Origin of the sequence: Pandoraea pulmonicola (genome assembly GCF_000815105.2) — a bacterium.
Lineage (GTDB): Bacteria > Pseudomonadota > Gammaproteobacteria > Burkholderiales > Burkholderiaceae > Pandoraea > Pandoraea pulmonicola.
In genome coordinates this window covers 2,795,738-2,814,020 of record NZ_CP010310.2, presented here as the reverse complement: position 1 = coordinate 2,814,020, position 18,283 = coordinate 2,795,738, and the positions used below count along the sequence as shown (strand labels likewise).

Annotated in this window: 14 protein-coding genes; 8 read left to right on the top strand and 6 right to left on the bottom strand. The window is 64.7% G+C overall.

The genetic code is table 11. From position 1 onward, the window contains the following. Positions 1-31: 31 nt before the first annotated feature. Both RO07_RS12360 and RO07_RS12355 read right to left on the bottom strand, forming a co-directional pair. Positions 32-460 (bottom strand): cupin domain-containing protein, encoded by a 429-nt coding sequence (locus tag RO07_RS12360; RefSeq protein ID WP_039411072.1) that lies wholly within the window; start codon positions 458-460, stop codon positions 32-34. 82 nt (positions 461-542) lie between these two features. Further along, positions 543-1,364: an AraC family transcriptional regulator gene (locus RO07_RS12355; protein WP_039411071.1), complete on the bottom strand. Its 822-nt coding sequence runs from the start codon at positions 1,362-1,364 to the stop codon at positions 543-545. Between the two features lie 306 nt (positions 1,365-1,670). Between RO07_RS12355 and RO07_RS12350 the strand changes: the two genes are divergently transcribed. Then, a complete protein-coding gene (locus RO07_RS12350) occupies positions 1,671-2,522 on the top strand; it encodes a class I SAM-dependent methyltransferase (RefSeq protein WP_039411069.1) in 852 nt (283 codons plus the stop codon). Positions 2,523-2,563: 41 nt separating this feature from the next. Here RO07_RS12350 and maiA read toward each other — a convergent pair whose 3' ends face one another. Further along, positions 2,564-3,217 carry a maleylacetoacetate isomerase gene (gene maiA, locus RO07_RS12345; RefSeq protein WP_052267231.1) on the bottom strand — a complete coding sequence of 218 codons (654 nt, stop codon included), beginning with the start codon at positions 3,215-3,217 and terminating at the stop codon, positions 2,564-2,566. Between the two features lie 559 nt (positions 3,218-3,776). Between maiA and RO07_RS12340 the strand changes: the two genes are divergently transcribed. From RO07_RS12340 to RO07_RS12330, 3 genes are all read left to right on the top strand, one after another. Then, positions 3,777-5,513 (top strand): hypothetical protein, encoded by a 1,737-nt coding sequence (locus RO07_RS12340; RefSeq protein WP_052267230.1) that lies wholly within the window; start codon positions 3,777-3,779, stop codon positions 5,511-5,513. Positions 5,514-5,971: 458 nt separating this feature from the next. Continuing rightward, positions 5,972-6,400: a DUF2946 family protein gene (locus RO07_RS26300; protein WP_052267229.1), complete on the top strand. Its 429-nt coding sequence runs from the start codon at positions 5,972-5,974 to the stop codon at positions 6,398-6,400. Between the two features lie 181 nt (positions 6,401-6,581). Then, positions 6,582-8,141, top strand: coding sequence for a PepSY-associated TM helix domain-containing protein (locus tag RO07_RS12330; protein ID WP_039411064.1), 1,560 nt, complete (start codon positions 6,582-6,584; stop codon positions 8,139-8,141). Between the two features lie 31 nt (positions 8,142-8,172). Here the strand turns inward: RO07_RS12330 and RO07_RS12325 are convergent, their stop codons facing one another. Then, the gene (locus RO07_RS12325) at positions 8,173-9,366 is read right to left on the bottom strand and encodes a citrate synthase family protein (protein WP_039411062.1); all 1,194 of its coding nucleotides are present in this window, start codon (positions 9,364-9,366) and stop codon (positions 8,173-8,175) included. A 242-nt stretch (positions 9,367-9,608) separates the two neighbouring features. Between RO07_RS12325 and RO07_RS12320 the strand changes: the two genes are divergently transcribed. After that, positions 9,609-11,003 (top strand): CoA transferase, encoded by a 1,395-nt coding sequence (locus RO07_RS12320; RefSeq protein WP_052267579.1) that lies wholly within the window; start codon positions 9,609-9,611, stop codon positions 11,001-11,003. Positions 11,004-11,034: 31 nt separating this feature from the next. On the opposite strand, the gene RO07_RS12315 is transcribed toward RO07_RS12320, so the two are convergent. Further along, positions 11,035-12,810, bottom strand: coding sequence for a GGDEF domain-containing protein (locus RO07_RS12315; RefSeq protein WP_052267228.1), 1,776 nt, complete (start codon positions 12,808-12,810; stop codon positions 11,035-11,037). 234 nt (positions 12,811-13,044) lie between these two features. Then, entirely contained in the window at positions 13,045-15,084 is a 2,040-nt protein-coding gene (locus RO07_RS12310; RefSeq protein WP_039411060.1) for an NADPH-dependent 2,4-dienoyl-CoA reductase, read from the bottom strand. A 205-nt stretch (positions 15,085-15,289) separates the two neighbouring features. Between RO07_RS12310 and RO07_RS12305 the strand changes: the two genes are divergently transcribed. The 3 genes from RO07_RS12305 to RO07_RS12295 all read left to right on the top strand — a co-directional run bounded on the left by RO07_RS12305 (position 15,290) and on the right by RO07_RS12295 (position 17,990). Next, entirely contained in the window at positions 15,290-15,877 is a 588-nt protein-coding gene (locus RO07_RS12305; protein WP_039411058.1) for a PadR family transcriptional regulator, read from the top strand. 76 nt (positions 15,878-15,953) lie between these two features. Next, entirely contained in the window at positions 15,954-16,985 is a 1,032-nt protein-coding gene (locus RO07_RS12300; RefSeq protein WP_039411056.1) for a YVTN family beta-propeller repeat protein, read from the top strand. 12 nt (positions 16,986-16,997) lie between these two features. Then, entirely contained in the window at positions 16,998-17,990 is a 993-nt protein-coding gene (locus RO07_RS12295) for a sterol desaturase family protein (protein WP_039411054.1), read from the top strand. The last annotated feature ends 293 nt before the right edge of the window (positions 17,991-18,283 follow it).

The following is an 18,283-nucleotide window of genomic DNA, read 5'->3' as shown; positions in this document are numbered from 1 at the left end:
CATGTCGGGTCGTGAGCCCGCGCGGTTCACCTCATACCCACTGATCGTTCTGCACCGTCCGTTCGCTGGCAGCGCCATCGCCGGTGTTCACCACGCCACGTGGCTCGATCAGCAGCATCTTCACTTCGCCGTGCGCACATGGCCTGTGCTCGACGCCTTTGGGCACCACTGCCATCTGGCCGGCGCGCAGCACGATCGAGCCGTCGTCGCCCGACGGACCCGCCCGGTAATCGATGCGCAGTTCCCCTTCAAGGACGATGAAGGTCTCATCGGTATCCGCGTGGCGGTGCCACTCGAAGTCGCCTTCGACCTTTACGGCCTTGAACTGGTAGTCGTTCATCTCCGCGACGACGCGCGGTTGCCAGTGGCCGTCGATCAGCGCGATCTTGCCACGCAGATCAATGCTCCGGCACTGGCCACGGTCGGCCGGCGCCGTGGAAAAAGTCGTGGATTGGGTCATCGTTCTCTCCGTTCAAAAATTGACGGATCGAGGATACAGGCGCGCCCCGTAGCCGTATTGAACGATCGTGGGGGTTTTTCACCTAGCCGGAAACTCTCGCGATCTGGACCCAGCGTCCAGGCGTCAGTCCAAACGTCTTCGAGAAATGGCGCGTCATGTGGCTCTGATCGGCAAAGCCGGCGGCGGCCGCGGCATAGGCCAACGACTTGCCCGCAAGCAGCATTTGACGCACGGCGTCCAGCCGTCGCATCGTCAGATAACGATACGGGCTCGTACCGTAGAACGTGCGAAAGTCGTGCGACAGACTCCAGCGATCGCGCCCGGTCGCCGCTTCAAGCTCGTCCAGCGTGACCACCCGTGCACGATTCGCATGCAGATAGTCGCGGGCGCGTCGTGCAGCCAGATAGTCGCCGCCGGACCGTCGTGCGGGCGTGCCGGCGACGCTCGCGAGCGCGTTCACCAGGTCGGCCAGTGCATCGCTTTGCTCGAGCGGCTCCACCGTACAGCCGACATGCTGCAACAACGCCTCGGTTGCCGCCCCGAGGCGCGGATCGGTCGTCACGCCGCCTTCGAGGAAAGGCAGCGCGCGTCCACCCAGAATGTCCTGGAAAACCGAAGGCTCGACGTAAATCATCCGATACCGGAATCCTTCATCCGTGCCCGCCTGCCCGTCGTGGGCCTCATCGGGATGCAGCACGATGGTGTTGCCCGGCAGACTGTCCCGCCGATTGCGGCGGTAGTTGAAGCTCTGCACGCCGGCGAGCGTACGGCCGATGGCATAGGTGTCGTGGCGATGCATCGAATACGCCTTGCCATGAAACCATGCTTCGATACGCTCGACACCGTCCATCGGCTTGGCGCGTTGCACCCAGTCGGAGCCTTTGAGATGGACTTGTCGGTTCATGATATATGGCGTTGGTTATCGCAACAGGCAGCGAAAAGACAGCGCTCTGCCGCAGGGACCGCCGGGCCTGATCGGCTGCAGCGGGCCGCAACATTGTCGCATGCCACATCCAACGCGTCGCCACAGGAGGCCGCGAGACCGCGATAACAGACGGCGTTGGCGCCAACGCCCCGGAAGGCCGCATATTCACGCCGCCTCGGCGAATCTCCAACCGAGAAATCGGCGTCCGGCAGCCCGCTTCCCGCCTTTTCGGTAAACTATCGGTCTTTCCGGTGCGCTTAGGCGCCCGCCGCTATTCCGTTTCCCATGTCGAACACCCACGAAATCCGTCCCGGTCAGTCTCTTGAACTGCTCAAGGAACTCCACATCCTCACGCGCGACGGCAAGATGAACCAGGACAGCCGGCGCAAGCTCAAGCAGGTCTACCACCTGTTCCAGTTCATCGAGCCGCTGCTCCAGGAAGTCAAGACCGACCGCGGCCGCGTCACGCTCGTGGACCACGGCGCCGGTAAGTCGTATCTCGGTTTCATCCTCTACGACCTCTTCTTCAAGGCGCTCGCGGACGACTCCCATATCTTCGGCATCGAGACCCGCGAGGAACTGGTCAAGACGTCCCAGGCGCTGGCGGCCCGTCTCGGCTTCCCGGGCATGTCCTTCCTGAATCTGTCGGTGGCCGATTCCATCACTTCACCCGCGCTGCCGCCCGCCGTGGACGTCGTGACCGCGCTGCACGCCTGCAATACCGCAACCGACGACGCGATCCGTTTCGCGCTGGCCAAGCAGGCTCGCCATATCGTGCTGGTGCCGTGCTGCCAGGCCGAAGTGGCCGGCGTGCTGCGCAAGCACAAAGGCAAGCAACTCGCCGGCAATCCGCTCACCGAAATCTGGCGCCACCCGCTGCATACGCGCGAGTTCGGCAGCCAGGTCACCAACGTTCTTCGGTGTCTGCAGTTGGAGGCCCACGGCTACCAGGTCAGCGTCACCGAACTCGTCGGCTGGGAGCACTCAATGAAAAACGAGCTGATCGTCGCGCAATACAAGGATCTGCCGCGCCGCCGTCCGGCCGAGCGCCTCGAAAGCGTGCTGACCTCGCTGGGCCTTGAAGAGCTCCGCGAACGGTTTTCCACTTCGCCAGTGGCCACGGCTGACGCCACCTGATCCGGCCGGGCCGTCCGAAGCGACCACGCAGCTGCCGGGTCTCAGTGCGACGAGGGCCGGTAGCCCGGCTGCCGGAACGGATGCGCATTGGCAAATGCCGGCAGATCGAAACAACGTTGTGCCAACGCGCCAACGCGAGGAAACGCCGTGACGTCCAACTGATACAGATCGGCGATGATCATCTGGCCGGCGATGCAGATGTCCGCGAGCGTCGGCGAATCTCCCATCGCGAAGGGCGACGGCGGGCGCTCCACAAGCCGTCGCTCATAGGCCGCCAGCCCTTCTCTGCCCCAATGCCGGCACCAGGCTTCGATCGCCGCGGCATCCGCCCCGTAGGTTTGCGCGAGATGCTTGCGGACACGCGGCACCACGAAAGGATGTGAATCCGCGATCGAGATGAGCGCCAGCGATCGCGCATAAGCGCGCTCCAAGGGCGCGTCCGGCAGCAGTCGATGGATGGGGAAGCGCTCGTCCAGATACTCCATGATAGCCAGCGACTGGGAGATGCGCTGCCCGTCGTGCACGAGTGTCGGTACCACGGACTCCGCATTCACCCGCGCATACGCCGTCTCGAATTGATCCCCCGCCAGCAAGTCGATTTCGATCTCCTCGAACGGGAGTTGCTTCAGCGCCAGCGCCACGCGCACGCGAAACGCCGCGTTCGATCGCCAGAAGCCATAGAGTTGAATCGTCATGGAAGCCGTCCTTTCGTCAAAATGAAATCAAACAGTTGCAATTGCAATTCAATTGACGGCGATCATGCCACGCAATGATTTCAGTTGCAACTGCAATCACTCGTATCCGGACGCGAGCGATGAGCGACCGGCGTGGCGACTTCGGCCAGGATTTCCCTCGGCTCACACAACGGATCGTCCGGTGCTTCATCCATGAGGCACTGGGCAGTTGAATACCGAGCCGCTCGGCTTGATGCGACCGCTCCCGCACGCGAGGTTACTGCAGCAGAACCTGGATACTAATAGTTCGAATAGTTGGCTATGACCGGCGGGTGTGGCCCACTGGTGGTTCGGCGCCAAGCAATGCGGGCGGCCCAAGCGGCGCGGCCGACGCACCACGACGTTACGCGCCTGCGCTAAATGCCGCCACGCCCTAGTGCGACTGTTCAGGCTTGTGCCATTTGCGGGATCGCGGATGCTTGAGCCCTGTCTCGTCAGGCGTGGTTGAAACAGGAAATCGACATAGTCTGCTTGACGACTCGCGGCGTCGCCCCGCCAACCGGACCATGAGGACTACTTTATGCCAAAGAATGATCAAACTGCATCCATAGATCAGTCCGTAGATCTGACTTATGCTGCCATTTCGTACGTCCCGAAATTCTACATCTTGGCGTATGCGGACCGCTCCGGGAATAAACAGCTTGATGTCGATTATGGAAATGAAGACCCGGATCACCTGCCCCCCACACTCTCTGCGTTCCTTAATGGTCATCCCGCGATGGCCATTTACAACGGGGTGGTGTATCTAACACATCAGACATCGGGTACCGATCACTCGCTTTGGTACATGACATTCGATGGGACGAACTGGTCGGGAGACACCCAGGTCCCCAATGTTTCCTTGAATGAATCTCCGGGGATGGCCGTATTTGATGGAAACCTGTATGTGGCGCATCAGGGCTCCGACACTACAGGCACTGCGAACACGCTTTGGTATACCGTTACTAACGGCAGGGGCTGGTCGCAGGACAAGAACATCTCCGGCATTCAGCTGAATGGTTCGCCCGCGATGGTTGTTTTTGCCAACACGCTTCACCTGTTTTTTCGAGGTATTGACGGCTCCACCCTTTGGTACACGTCGACGTCGGACGGGAAGAGTTGGTCGCCTAAATCGCAGGTTCCCGGCGTTTCCATGGCCAACTCCCCCTCTGCGGCCGTCCGCGAAGGTCTGCTTTACGTGGCATACCATAATCGCGATGATGCGAGCATCTGCTACGTAACATGCGATGAACGCGATCCAAGTTATTGGTCGTCACCCTCGACCGTCGGGGGGCAAGCTTCGGAACGCCCCATTGCCGACGGGAGCTCCCCCGCGTTGTACCTCGATACCATCACTAACCATCTTATGGTGGCCTATCCCGATGCGTCCGGTTTCGACGTCGAGTGTTCCGTAGCGCCTTCCGAGTCTGTACCTTCATCCATGGATCCGACGGTTGCCTCCGTCATTTACAACTCGAACTTGATTCAAGCGTATGCAGACTGCACCGGGAATCAGGTACTTAATGTCGTGTATGGGGATAAGCAAACGACCCAAACACTTCCTGCATCCCTTAATGGTTACCCCGCGATGGCCGTTTTCGACGGGTTGGTGCACCTGACGCATAAAACCAGTATCGGTTACTCGCTTTGGCACATGACGTACGATGGGACGAACTGGTCGACGAACACCCTAATCCCCAATGTTTATTTGAATGAATCCCCCGGGATGGCCGTATTCAATGGAAACCTGTATCTGGCGCATCAGGGCTCCGACATTACAAGTTCTGCGAACACGCTTTGGTATACCGTGTTCGATGGGAAGACTTGGTCTCAGGACACAAACATCTCCGGCGTTGAGCTGAATGGTTCACCCGCGATGGCTGTTTTCAACAACGTTCTTTACCTGTTTTTTCAAGGTACCGATGGCTCCAGCCTTTGGTATACGACGACGTCGGACGGGAAGAGTTGGTCGCCCCAATTGCAGGTCCCCGGCGTTTCCATGCGCAACTCTCCCTCTGCGGCCGTTCGCGACGATACGCTTTACGTCGCGTACCATAGCAAAGACGCCCCGTCCATCTGGTACCTAACGTACGACGCAGACAATGAATGGAATTGGTCGCAGCCTACGTTCGTCAGGGGGCCAACGACTGATTTAGATCACATAAGCGACCGTTGTTCCCCGACGTTATACGAGGATAACGCTGGTAATCTGATGGTGACCTATACCAGCGCGCAGGCTTACGACCTCATAGTTTCTGTGGTGCCCCCCGAAGGGTGAGCTCCCCGGACCTGAATTCGAAATGAAATGATAAGCAGTCATCATTTGATTTGATGACTGCATTCGGCACCTCAACATCGCGTTCGGTCCCAGATTCCCGTGCGTTCCCTCTCCTTTTGTCATCGCGTCGCCAGCCGGGCCGTTTCATCCGGGCGTTTTGCGCCGCTCGATTGATGGCAAGCTCTACACGCCCTCAAGGGATTCGGGCAGACGACCGCGAGCCGCCGGCGGCCATTTCCCGACGACCTTCGCAACATCGTCCGCCCGCGACGGCGGCATGCGTTTGCGCACAGCGACAATTTGCCGCACCGCACTCGCAAAATCACGCCAGGCGTGGCGATGACTATCGATATGCAAAACCCGGTGGGATTCGCGCTGCACCGCGTGATAGCATTCCCATCTTTCCCCAATGCACCCGCCGCGCCGCGCGCGTGGCGTCCGATATCCGATACCGCTGTATGTCTCTCACCGCGCGCAAACGCCTCACCGCATGGCTCGGCCTCGCCGCCATGTGGCTCGCGCTTTGCGCACCGGTGATCAGCCAGGTGCTGATCGCGCAACGCGCCGAGCGAGCCCGGCTGTTGGACGTGGCGTTCTGCTCGGTCGACGGCACCACGCCGTCGCTTTCCCTGTCGGCCGCCACCACGGCCCACGCGCATGATGCTGCCGACGGTGCTCACGCCACGCACGCGACACACGACAGCCAAGGTGACGCCTGCGGCTACTGCTCATTGCTCGCGACCCATCCACCGCTGGTAATGCCCATGCTGACCGGGGCGGTGTCGTTCGCATGGATCGCCCGCGCAGGACCCGCGGCGAATGTCCGTCCCTCCCCTGCCCGTCCTGCTCTCACGCCGCCTGCGCGCGCGCCGCCAGTCTTTTCCTGATCTCCGGTTCAGTCCGATACCGCACCATCCGTGGTGACGGCGTCGCTTCATTCATCGCGTGCGCGTCGTGCCCGGCCCCCTCCCCGCCTTTGCACAGACCACGCGCCGGCTTGCCGACGAGCAAGCTCGCAACGCGTCGACGAAACGCGAAAACCGCAAAAAGAGACGGAAAACTCGCTTCATGCAGATCCCCATTTCCCAGGCGCGCGAAGCGCAACCGGCCACGGCTGCCGGTCAGTACCGAACCCTCTGGCGCTGGCACTTCTATGCAGGCCTGTTCGTCATGCCGTGGCTCATGGTGCTCGCCATCACCGGCACGCTCTACGTCTTCCAGCCACAAATCGAACCTTGGCTGTATCACGATCGCATGGTCGTGGCCGCGTCCAACGCACCGAGGCTGAATGAACAGACGCTGATGGAGCGCGCCGCCGCGTCGCTGCCCGCGGGCGCACAGATCAGTTCGGTCGAGGTCGATCGCGACCCGGCACGCAGCGCCGAATTCATCTTTCGTCTGCCCGGCGGCGAGCGCGAAAGCGTCTACGTCAATCCCTATACCGGTGTCGTGCTGGGCACCCTGAGCGTCGAGCACCGATTCATGAAACAGGTGCGAGAGCTGCATCGCGCACTCCTGCTCGGCAAACCGGGGGCGTTGCTCATGGAACTGGCCGGATGCTGGACACTCGTGATGCTCGCCACGGGCCTCGCCCTGTGGTGGCCGCGCGGCGGCGCCACGTGGGCCAACGCGCTGCGACCCCGTCTGCAGCTGCGCGGCCGTCCGCTGCTGCGCAATCTGCACAGCGTGGCAGGCCTGTGGCTCGCGGCGGGTGGTCTCGCCTTCGTGCTCACGGGTCTGCCGTGGTCGGGCTCCTGGGGCAAGCAGTTCAAGGCCCTCGCCACGCAGGCCGGCATGGGTTCACCGCCCGGCGCCTGGGGGGAAGCCCCGGTCCGCTCGCAGATTCCCACCAAGGCGATGAAGATGGACGACCTGCCCGTCGCACAGATTCCGTGGGCCGTCGGCAACACGACGGTGCCGGTGTCGACGCCTCCCGCGGGCGCCGCTGTCGCCGCGGCTGGCATGGCCGATATGCCGGGAATGACGCACACGTCTCCCGCGCACGGTGGTGTGCATGGCAAGGAATCGCCTGGGGGCCAGGAGCACGCCGAGCATGCCGGACATGGGGGCATGGCCAACGGCGCCGGCATGACGCCCGAGCGTCTGCGCGCGGAAGGCGCGTTGCCCATCGACCGCGTCATGGCGATCGCCGCGACCCTCGGTGTGCGCAGCGGCTACAGCCTGGTAGTCCCGTCGCGTCCTGACGGCGTGTACACCGTGTCGTATTTCCCGGCAGATCCGCGCGACGAGCGCACCTTGCACATCGATCAGTACAGCGGCAAGGTGCTCCTCGATATCGATTACGATGCCTACGGACCCGTGGCACAGGCGATCTCGTACGGCACGTCGCTGCACATGGGCAAGTACTTTGGCACGGCGAACCAGTGGTTGTGCGCCCTCATTTCGATGGGGCTCTTCGCGATGGCGGCTACAGGAGCGGCAATGTGGTGGATTCGCCGTCCGGCGCGCTCGCTCGGGGCGCCCGCACGTGCGCCGGCGCAGCCGCCGATGCGCGGCTGGCTCGCCGGCATGATCGCGCTTGGCTGTGTTTTCCCGTTGATGGGGGCAAGCATGCTGCTGGTCTGGGCGGGAGATCGCATCGCCTTCGGAAGGCGTTCCCGCGCCTGACCGTCCACGAAGGCGGGCTGCCGCGTCCCGCCTACGTGGACGGACGCTCCCCGATGTAGGCGGCTCTCGGCCGGATCAGTTGCGTGCTTTCGCGTTGTTCGCGCGCATGGGCAATCCATCCGATGGTCCGGCCCAGCGCGAACAGACCGAATGCGGCGCCCAACGGGAGATTCAGGTGGCGTCGCACCGCGACGAGCGCGAAGTCGAGCGACGGACGCTGGCCGACAAGCGCTTCGGCCGCGTCGATCATCGTCTGCCACGCCGGATGCGCCGGCAGCACGCGCGCCAGCATCGCACTCGCACGCACGTCTCCGGCCGGATACAGATGATGTCCGAACCCGGGCAGTTTCTCGCCACGCGCCAACCGATCGCGCATGCGAGCCACGATATCCGTCTCGCCGATCTCCTCCCACATCGCTTCGTTGCGCGCGGTGGTGCCACCATGGCGGCCGCCGGTCAATGCCGCCAGTCCCGCAATCACCGCGGCGCGCAAACTCGCACCGGTCGAAGCCACACAGCGCGCCGTGAAGCTCGACGCATTCAGTTCATGGTCGGCGCACAGCACGAGCGCCATGCGGATGAGATCGGCCCCTTGCCCATCTCTCACGCCCCACGCGCGAGCGCACTGTTCGTGAATGGGGGCGTCGCTGGGCCGTGTGCCGAGCAGGCATGCCGTCATCAGACGCAGGAGCGCGGCACTGCCTTGCGCGACTCGCACCGGGTCGCGTTGCCAGATCGCCGTCGGCGCATCGTCCGTCACGACGGTGAACGACGGCAGCAAGGCCTCTTCCGCGCGTCGGTCGCGAAACCGTTCGAGCAGCAACACCGGCCACTCGGATGCCAGACGCTTGCGGTCATCCCCCGAAAAGGCCGACACCTCGTCGCATTGCCAAAGCCACGCCGCCGCCGTCTCCACCGACGCCGACTCGGCCATCGTCAGCGCATCGCGTCCCCGGTAATAGCAGCGTCCGTCTTCGATCAGCGTGATGGACGACTCGAGCACGGGCACGCCCCAGTCGAGCGCGGCCTTGGCCACTTCCTTGGGCTTGCGCCCCCGCGTGCGCTGGACGGCCAGGCGCTCGACATCCGCCACGCGGTAGCGGCGTTCCCGATGCGTCTTGCCCGGCTCGGCGTGAAGCAGGCCTCGGCTCACGTAGGCATAGAGCGTTGGCAGCGAGACGCCGAGACGCTCGGCGGCCTGTGCAGCGGTGAAGTATTGCGTCATGGCGGGTGACGAAGCGCTTGGCGCGGCTCGCGGCGTGGCAACAGATTGATTAAGTTAATCAATATTGACAATAAAATCCATCGGCATAAGCTTCAGTGCGCCGGCAGTCTTGCATCGCGACTCATTGCGATGCCACGTATCGATTCGTTCGAGGACTTCCCATGCCTTTCGATGTTTCCCCGCGGCCCGACACCGTCCCGCTCACCGAAGACCCCGGCTTCGTCGCACCTTATCTGCAAGCGATGCGCCACGCCGTCAATGCTGTCAACCCCGCCAATGCTGCACCGCCCCGGCTGACGATCAGCGGACACGGCGCCTTGCCGTGCGCCTTTCCCTATACGGATTTCGCCACGGCTGCCATCGCCTGCGCGACGCTTGGCATCGCGGGGCTTGCGAGCGGTGTCGACGGCGACTACGGCCTCTCGGATCGCGCTGCGACGGCCGACGTGAATGTCGACCGACGACTCGCGTCATTCTGGTTCCAGACCACCTTGCGGGCGCAGGGCTGGTCGTCGCCGCCGATGTGGGATCCGATCGCGGGCGACTACCGCGCGGCCGACGGATGGATTCGCCTGCATACGAACGCGCCTCACCACCGCGCCGCCGCGCTCTCGGTGCTGGGCGTGAATGCCGAACGCGATGCGCTCACGCGCGCGGTCGCCACGTGGCAGGTCGATGCGTTGGAGGCCGCCGTCGTCGAGCGCGGCGGATGCGCTGCCGCGATGCGCACGCTCGCACAATGGGATGCCCATCCTCAAGGCATTGCGGTGGGGGGCGCACCCCTGCTTCATTGGGAGACGTTCGACGTTGGACCGGCCGGGATGCGACGCGGCGCCGTCGACTGGCGGCCGATGCCGGCGCGTCCGCTCGGCGGCATTCGCGTGCTCGACCTCACACGCATCCTCGCCGGACCGACGGCAACGCGGTTTCTGGCAGGCTTCGGTGCGCAGGTGCTGCGCATCGATCCGCCCGATTGGGATGAGCCCGGCACCGTACCGGAAGTCGTCCTGGGCAAACGCTGTGCGCGTCTCGATCTGAAACAGGCGGAAGGTCGCACGGCGCTCGAAGCGCTACTTCGAGACGCGGACATCGTCGTGCACGGCTATCGGCCGGGCGCGCTCGAGCGCCTCGGTCTGGGTGCCGCGTGGCGGCGCGAACGCAATCCCGCCCTCATCGACATCTCGCTGGATGCCTATGGCTGGCAAGGCCCGTGGCAGGCGCGTCGCGGCTTCGACAGTCTGGTGCAGATGAGCGCGGGCATCGCCGATGCCGGTATGCGCGCGGCCAACGCAGAGCGTCCTGTGCCGCTCCCGGGCCAGGGCATCGACTACGCGACGGGGTATTTGATGGCGGCAGCCGCCGTGCAGGCGCTGGCACTTCGACAGACACGAGGCGTCGGAGCGACGGTGCGTGCGTCGCTGGCGCGGACCGCTCACCTCCTGGTGACCCACCGCACCGCCGACCCCGCACCCGCGCCGCTCTCGCCCGAGACCATCAGCGACCTCGCCGCACGGATCGAAGACACTTCCTGGGGACCGGTGCGCCGCGTGGCGGCGCCGATGTCCATCGCCGGGACCCCGGTCGACTGGGCGCTGCCGGCCATGGCATTGGGCACTGCCACGCCGCGCTGGCCCTGATCCGTGGTGCTCGACGATGGCCGGCGAACGCTCAATCGACGGCGTGACGCTGCGCCTGTCGTGCGGCGTGCAACTGGCGCTCCGCCTGACTGAGCAATGCCGAGACGTCCACCGGATCATTCGCGGCATCGGCGACCGTACGGCCGGTTTGAGGACACGCCATCGCGATACCGAAACTCGCCGTCAATGACAGGTACCCACCATTCGGCAGCGGTAATGCGGTGGCCTCGATTCGTCCGCGCAGCAGTTCCGCGAATTGCTGCGCACGCGAGTCATCGAGCACGCGCGCCAGAATGATGAAGCCATCGGCGCCCAAACGGGCGAGCACATCGCCCGGCTGGCACGTGTTCAGGCATACCGCGCCGACACGACGCAACACGTCGTCGCCGACGCGGTGCCCCCACGTCGCATTGATTTGCGTGAAGTCGTCGATGTCGAACTTGATCAGCGCGACTTGCCCTTGCGACGGGATCGCGGAAAGCGCCTGCGCCTGACGCTCGAACGCTCGCCAGTTCATCAGACGCGTGAGCGGATCCGTGTCGGCGCTCATTTCGAGCTCGCCATGCAACCGGGCACGCTCGCGGCGCAGTTGGACCAACTCGACGGCATTCAGGCGCAGTACGCGCAACGCGTCGAACACGGCGCGCACCTGCGGCCGGCGCGGTGGGGTGCGCTCGTCCGGCAGCGGTGCGTCCAGATCGCCTTGCGCCAGCGAATCGACGAACCGCACCGCGGCCTCGAACGGTTGGACGACGCTGCGCCGGAAGTTGCGCAATACCATGAAGATGACCAGCACCAGCGTGGCTTCGACCACGGCCGTCAGGATCAGCATGCGCAACGCCCGTTCGCGCTGCGCCTCGACCTTGCGCTTGGCGAGCCCGAGCATGCTGTCGCGAAAATCCGTGATGGCGCGCATCGTCGGCACGTATTGGTTCGCGAACTCGGCGGTCGTGAGCGGCGCCCGCCGCGGCTGACTGGCAAGCGTGCGCACCGTCGCCACGTAGTGCAGCCCGGCCGCGAAGTATCGCGTATTGAGAGGAGCGAGCGCCTGCGGGCCGAGATCGGGCGGCTCGACCAAATGGGCGGCGATCATCTCGCGCAACTGATCGATGCGCCCGAGCGTTCTGTCGATGACGCGCTGGTCCGCCTCGGTCAGCGGCCGGCCGGTGGTCAGCGTGGCGGTGAAGTGCGAGCCGAGTTGTCCGGCATATTCGCGCAGATCGGCGGCCAGGCGGGCAAGGATGACGTAGTGAAGTGCGTCGGGCGCACCGCGCGCGACCACGTCGATGCGCGACACGGCCACGGGCACGAAGTCGGCGATGACGCGCACCATGCGGTCGACGGCGTCGCGAACCGCCGCGTCGCTGCGCATCTCGCGCGGGCGTTGCACCAGCAGATCGACGTTGGCGCTCGCGGCGGCGAGATCCAGACGGGCCCGCTCCACGGCGCGCAAGCTGGGGTTGCACTGCTCGCAGCCGTCGTCCGAGAGTGCTGACAGCAGTTCCTGCAAACAGCCATTGGTCGCCTCGCGGGCGTTGCGCAGCGCCACGACCGACGCGTTCGGGAGTGGCAGATCGGCCCCCAGTACGGCATTGGCCGGGCCGCGCTCGGCCGAAGACTTCTCCATGGCGAGCAAGGTGGCGCGCAGTGCATCGAGGGCGGCGTCGGCGTCGCTGGTGCGCTGATAGGTCCCCCACGCCCAAGTCAAGAGCGCGCAGCACAGCACGGCGACCACGAAGACGACGGCGAGATTCTGCACACGCAGGCGGCCCGTGTACGAGGCGGCAGACAGTAACTTGCGCTTCATTGACGATGACACCGTCGGCCGGACGGCAGGCACTCCCCGGTGAAGAGCCATCACGGGAAGCCCGCGACGGCAGCCATGCGCGGCTTGGCGCGCAGACGCGGTGCCCGGCACTCGGCACTCGCGCACAAACGTCAATGGCGCCGGTTGGCGGCGCCATTCGATGAGGCGTCATTGTCGCACAACACTGCGTACGCACCCCCCCACTTCCCCCCGCGATTGCGCCGCGCCTTGCAATTACAGGTCGATGGCGAGTTCCGTGCCTTGCTTGATGGCGCGCTTCGCATCGAGCTCGGCTGCCACATCGGCCCCACCGATGACGTGCACGCGTGCGCCGGCTGCGCTCAGTCCATCGGCCAGTCCCCGCAACGGCTCCTGGCCCGTGCACAGAATGACGTTGTCGACGGCCAGGACATGAGGTTGGTCGTCAATCGTGACGTGCAGCCCTTCGTCGTCGATGCGACGATAGGTCACACCCGGGATCATTTCCACCCCCCGTTGCTTGAGCGATGCACGGTGAATCCATCCGGTCGTCTTGCCCAGACCATCGCCAACCTTGGAAGTCTTGCGCTGCATCAGGTAGACCTTGCGCGCCGGCGTCTCGGGCACCGGCGCGCACAGGCCGCCCGCATGCGCGTAGGCCGGGTCGATGCCCCATTCGGCATAGAACTTCTCGGGCACCAGCGTGGCGCTCTCGCCCGACTGCGTCAGGAATTCCGCGACATCGAAGCCGATGCCCCCCGCCCCCACCACGGCGACGGTCTTGCCCACGGCCGCGCCGCCGCGCAGCACATCGACATAGCTCAGCACCTTGGGATGATCGACGCCCTCGATGGCCGGCGTGCGCGGCACGACCCCGGTGGCAATCACGATGTCGTCGTATCCGCCCTCGAGCAACGATGCCGCGGTGGCGCGCGTGTTCAACTGCACACTCACGCCCGACGCCTCGAGTTCGTGCCGGAAGTACCGCAGCGTTTCGTGGAACTCTTCCTTGCCCGGGATCCGCTTGGCCATGTTGAACTGCCCACCGATCTGCGCGTCCGCCTCGATGAGGGTGACGTCATGTCCGCGACGGGCGGCGGTGGTCGCCGCGGCCAGACCGGCCGGCCCGGCGCCGACCACCGCCACGCGCCGCCGACGCCCAGCCGGTTCCACACGCAGCTCCGTCTCGTGACAGGCACGCGGGTTGACCAGACACGACGTGATCTTGCCGCTGAACGTATGGTCCAGACACGCCTGGTTACAGCCGATGCACGTATTTATCGTTTCCGCGCGGCCTGCGGCCGCCTTGCTCACGAACGCCGGGTCCGCCAGGAACGGCCTGGCCATCGACACCATGTCGGCCTCGCCTTGCGCCAGGATGCGCTCGGCCACGTCGGGCGTGTTGATGCGGTTCGTCGTGATGAGCGGAATGCCGACGTGACCCTTGAGCTTGCCGGTCACCCACGCGAATGCCGCGCGCGGCACGCTCGTGGCGATCGTCGGGATGCGTGCTTCGTGCCAGCCGATGCCGGTATTGATCAGCGTGGCGCCCGCGGCCTCGACGGCACGCGCCAGTTGCACCACTTCGTCGAACGTCGATCCGCCTTCGACCAGATCGAGCATCGACAAGCGATAAATGATGATGAAGTCGCGCCCGACGCGCTCACGCACGCGTCGCACGATCTCCACCGGGAAGCGCATGCGGTTCTCGTAGCTGCCGCCCCATGCGTCGGTGCGGTGGTTGGTGCGCGCGGCAATGAACTCGTTGATGAGGTAACCCTCGGAGCCCATGATCTCGACGCCATCGTAGCCGGCGCGCTGCGCGAGCGATGCGCAGTGAACAAAATCGTCGATGGTGGCTTCGACCTCGTCGCTGGTGAGCTCGCGAGGCCTGGCCGGCGTGATGGGCGCCTGCAGCGCACTCGGCGCCACGAGGTCGGGATGATAGGCGTAGCGGCCGAAGTGCAGAATCTGCATGGCGATCCTGCCGCCGGCGGCGTGCACCTCCTCGGTCACCACGCGATGCTTGTCGGCCTCCTCCTCGGTGCTGAGCTTGGCCCCACCCGCATACGGACGGCCCGCGTCGTTCGGCGCAATGCCGCCGGTCACCATCAGCGCCACGCCGCCGCGCGCGCGTTCCGCGTAGAACTCCGCCATGCGCGCGAAGCCGTTGCGCGCTTCCTCCAGCCCCACGTGCATCGAACCCATCAGCACACGGTTTCGCAAGGTCGTGAAGCCCAGATCCAGGGGCTGCATCAAGTGGGGGTAGTGACTCGTCGGGCTCGTGGCGCTCATCGCTGTCTCTCTCGTCTTCCGGCGACGTCCGGCTCGGAACCGGCAGCGGCCGACGGGTTCTGGGGGCATGTTTTCCGGTCGCCAAACGGCGCGTCGAACGCACGCCTTTCACTATGAAACCGGTTGTTTGATGGCGATTCTAAGCGGCTCGGCTCAACTATGCAACGAGTTGCATAACTCATTCTGAATCCCTACACTCCCGGGCATGCCGCTCGCTCACGCCCTGATGACCTCGTTGCTGGAGAAATCTTCTTCGGGCTACGACCTCGCCCGCCGTTTCGACAAGTCGATCGGCTTCTTCTGGCACGCCACGCACCAACAGATCTACCGGGAGCTGGCGCGCATGGAAGCGTGCGGGTGGATCGAATCCGGGGCCGCGCCCGATGGCGGCCGCACGCGCAAGCGCATCTATCGGGTGCTCGACGCCGGGCGCGATGCATTGCGGGCGTGGGCATCCACGCCGACGGCGCCCAGCGACCTTCGCGACGATCTGATGGTTCGCCTGCGCGCCGACGCGGCCGTTGGCCCGCTCGGCTTGCAGGACGAATTCCGTCGCCGCGCGGCGCTGCACGCTCAGAAGCTCGCGGCCTACCAGGCGATCGAGGCCCGCGATTTCCCGCCCGGCGCGCCGCTCTCACGCGAGCAGGCACTCCAGCGGCACATCCTGCACCTGGGGGTGCGTTACGAACAGGGCTGGCTCGACTGGACGCAGGAGGCGCTGGCCTTGCTGGTACAGTGGGATGGGCCGGACGCCGCGGCGTCCTGTCAACGGTCGGGGCCCGTGGCGCGTTGAACGTGAGAATCGACGCTTCGCGGGCAGGCGGCATCCCCGGCGTTCGTCATCGTTTTTCGCCCCACCCTAGGCATTCATGGTGTTTTCTCTCAAGCTTTCCCGGCGCTCGAAGCTGACCGGCCGCGTTCGCACCCTCGCAATGCGCTTCACGCTGGCAGCCGCCGCACTCCCGTTCTCAGCCGCCCATGCCGGCACGGTAATCGTGCTCGACTCCGGTGCGGCCCAGCTCTCCCTCATCGACCAGGCCACGCACAAGGTAGTCGGCACCATGCCCACGGGCAAGGAGCCGCATCACCTGATGATCACGCCGGACAAGCGTTCGCTGATCGTGGCGAATTCGGTCTCGAACAGCCTGATGTTCCTCGACCCGAACACCGGCAAGCTGCATCGCCAGGTCGCCGACATCGACGACCCGTACCAGCTCGGCTTTTCGCCCGATCGCAAGTGGTTCGTGACGGCGGCGCTGCGCCTGGACCGGGTCGACGTCTACCGCTATGACGGCGAGAACGTCGCCGTCGTCAAGCGCATCCCGCTCGCCAAGACGCCGAGTCACATGACCTTCTCGTCCGACAGCAAGACGGTCTTCGTCACGTTGCAGGACTCGGGCGAACTGGCTGCCATCGACCTCGCCACGCAGACGGTGAAATGGCGCATGCCGGTCGGCAAGACCCCGGCCGGCCTGTGGATGACGCCGGGCGACAAATATCTGCTCGTCGGCATGACCGGCGAGGACGACGTCGCCGTGGTGGACTGGCGCGCGCAGAAGGTAGTCAAGCGCATCCAGACCGGCCGAGGCGCTCACAACTTCCGCTCGCTCTCGGACGGCCGTCACATCGCCGTGAGCAATCGCGTCGAGAGCACCATCAGCATTCTCGACTACGAATCGCTCACCAAGGTGGCCGACATCACCGGCCTGATGCCGGGCCCTGACGATATGGAACTTTCGGCCGACAAGCGTTATCTGTGGGTAACGTTCCGCTTTGCGCGCCATGTGGGCGTGATCGACCTGACGACGCGCCAACTGGTCGACCACATTGCGGTGAACCGCTCGCCGCACGGTATTTTCTTTGCCGACCGTGCCCCTGTACTCTCGCCGAATCCGGATTGACAAGGCCACCCGATGATTCAGGAAGCGATCAACTTCGTGGACAGCGGCATCTCCGCCGTGCAGACGCTCATCTATGTCGATGTGGTGCAGCCGCTGCTGTTCCACTTCAACCTGATGGGCTATGACGACGACATCTATGACGCCCTCTATTGGGTGCTCATCGGCGTGCTGCAAATCGGAGTGACATATGCGCTGCTGCGCCCGCTCGAGGCACTGCGCCCCGTCGAGCAGTGGCAGGACCGTCGTCAGGTGCGCGCCGACGTGATCTACACGTGGATCGCCAAGCTGGGCATTCTGAATCTGCTGTTCTTCGTGGTGCTCCAGCCGGTCTTCAACGCGTTGCAAAGCCAGATGGTCATCCACGGGCTGCCCGCCATCGATCTCGACGGTCTGTACCCCGGCGTGACGGACCAGCCACTCGTGTCGTTCCTGCTCTACCTGGTCGTGCTGGACTTCGCCGGATACTGGTATCACCGCTGGCAGCATCGCTTCGGCGTGTGGTGGGAATTGCACGCGGTGCACCATAGCCAGCAGCAGATGTCGCTATGGTCCGACGATCGCAATCACTTCCTCGACGATATCGTGCAGGCCGGCTTCTTCGCCGCCATCGCGCTGTTCATCGGGGTGCAGCCGGCGCAGTACGTGGTGCTCGTGGCGGTCAGCAACTTCCTGCAGAGCGTGCAGCACGTCAACGCCCGCCTGCCGTACGGCCCGATCCTCGAACGCCTGATCGTGAGCCCGACGTTCCACCGTCGCCATCACGCCATCGGCTATGGCCACGAAGGCACCCGCTACGGCTGCAATTTCGGCGTGCTCTTCCCGTGGTGGGACATGCTCTTTCGCACCGCGTCGTGGGAGCGCACCGTGGAGCCGACCGGTATTCGCGACCAACTCCCGGCGCCGCACGGCCGGGCGCGCCGCTATGGCACGGGCGTCATTGCTCAGCAGGTGCGAGCGTTCGGTCGCATCGTCCGCCGGCTCGCCCCCCGTCGAAGCACGGCCTGACGTCAACACGCCATGGCCGGTCTTTCCGGCCATTTTTATTCCACCTCGCCGCGCGGCCGCAACATCGCTCGGACGTATCGCGTCCGATGGCGTTCTCACCTCAGTATCACGCAGGCAGTCATCCCCCCTTTACGGCATCGGCGTCGGTCTGCTGGTATTCTTCGGCGCTGAAACTTGAAAACCGATCGGCACGCTGCGCCAACCGGGGCGCCGACAGGCGACCGCCCGGTTTGTCTTATGCCCGATGGGCGTCGCTCGGCGCGGGCGGCGCATCGGGCACGGTGTCCGACTCC

What these genes read in the sequence shown, in the direction of transcription:
- RO07_RS12360 (WP_039411072.1), bottom strand. Translation starts at nt 460, where the DNA reads ATGACCCAATCCACGACTTTTTCCACGGCGCCGGCCGACCGTGGCCAG.
- RO07_RS12355 (WP_039411071.1), bottom strand. Translation starts at nt 1,364, where the DNA reads ATGAACCGACAAGTCCATCTCAAAGGCTCCGACTGGGTGCAACGCGCC.
- RO07_RS12350 (WP_039411069.1), top strand. Translation starts at nt 1,671, where the DNA reads ATGTCGAACACCCACGAAATCCGTCCCGGTCAGTCTCTTGAACTGCTC.
- maiA (WP_052267231.1), bottom strand. Translation starts at nt 3,217, where the DNA reads ATGACGATTCAACTCTATGGCTTCTGGCGATCGAACGCGGCGTTTCGC.
- RO07_RS12340 (WP_052267230.1), top strand. Translation starts at nt 3,777, where the DNA reads ATGCCAAAGAATGATCAAACTGCATCCATAGATCAGTCCGTAGATCTG.
- RO07_RS26300 (WP_052267229.1), top strand. Translation starts at nt 5,972, where the DNA reads ATGTCTCTCACCGCGCGCAAACGCCTCACCGCATGGCTCGGCCTCGCC.
- RO07_RS12330 (WP_039411064.1), top strand. Translation starts at nt 6,582, where the DNA reads ATGCAGATCCCCATTTCCCAGGCGCGCGAAGCGCAACCGGCCACGGCT.
- RO07_RS12325 (WP_039411062.1), bottom strand. Translation starts at nt 9,366, where the DNA reads ATGACGCAATACTTCACCGCTGCACAGGCCGCCGAGCGTCTCGGCGTC.
- RO07_RS12320 (WP_052267579.1), top strand. Translation starts at nt 9,609, where the DNA reads ATGCGCCACGCCGTCAATGCTGTCAACCCCGCCAATGCTGCACCGCCC.
- RO07_RS12315 (WP_052267228.1), bottom strand. Translation starts at nt 12,810, where the DNA reads ATGAAGCGCAAGTTACTGTCTGCCGCCTCGTACACGGGCCGCCTGCGT.
- RO07_RS12310 (WP_039411060.1), bottom strand. Translation starts at nt 15,084, where the DNA reads ATGAGCGCCACGAGCCCGACGAGTCACTACCCCCACTTGATGCAGCCC.
- RO07_RS12305 (WP_039411058.1), top strand. Translation starts at nt 15,290, where the DNA reads ATGCCGCTCGCTCACGCCCTGATGACCTCGTTGCTGGAGAAATCTTCT.
- RO07_RS12300 (WP_039411056.1), top strand. Translation starts at nt 15,954, where the DNA reads ATGGTGTTTTCTCTCAAGCTTTCCCGGCGCTCGAAGCTGACCGGCCGC.
- RO07_RS12295 (WP_039411054.1), top strand. Translation starts at nt 16,998, where the DNA reads ATGATTCAGGAAGCGATCAACTTCGTGGACAGCGGCATCTCCGCCGTG.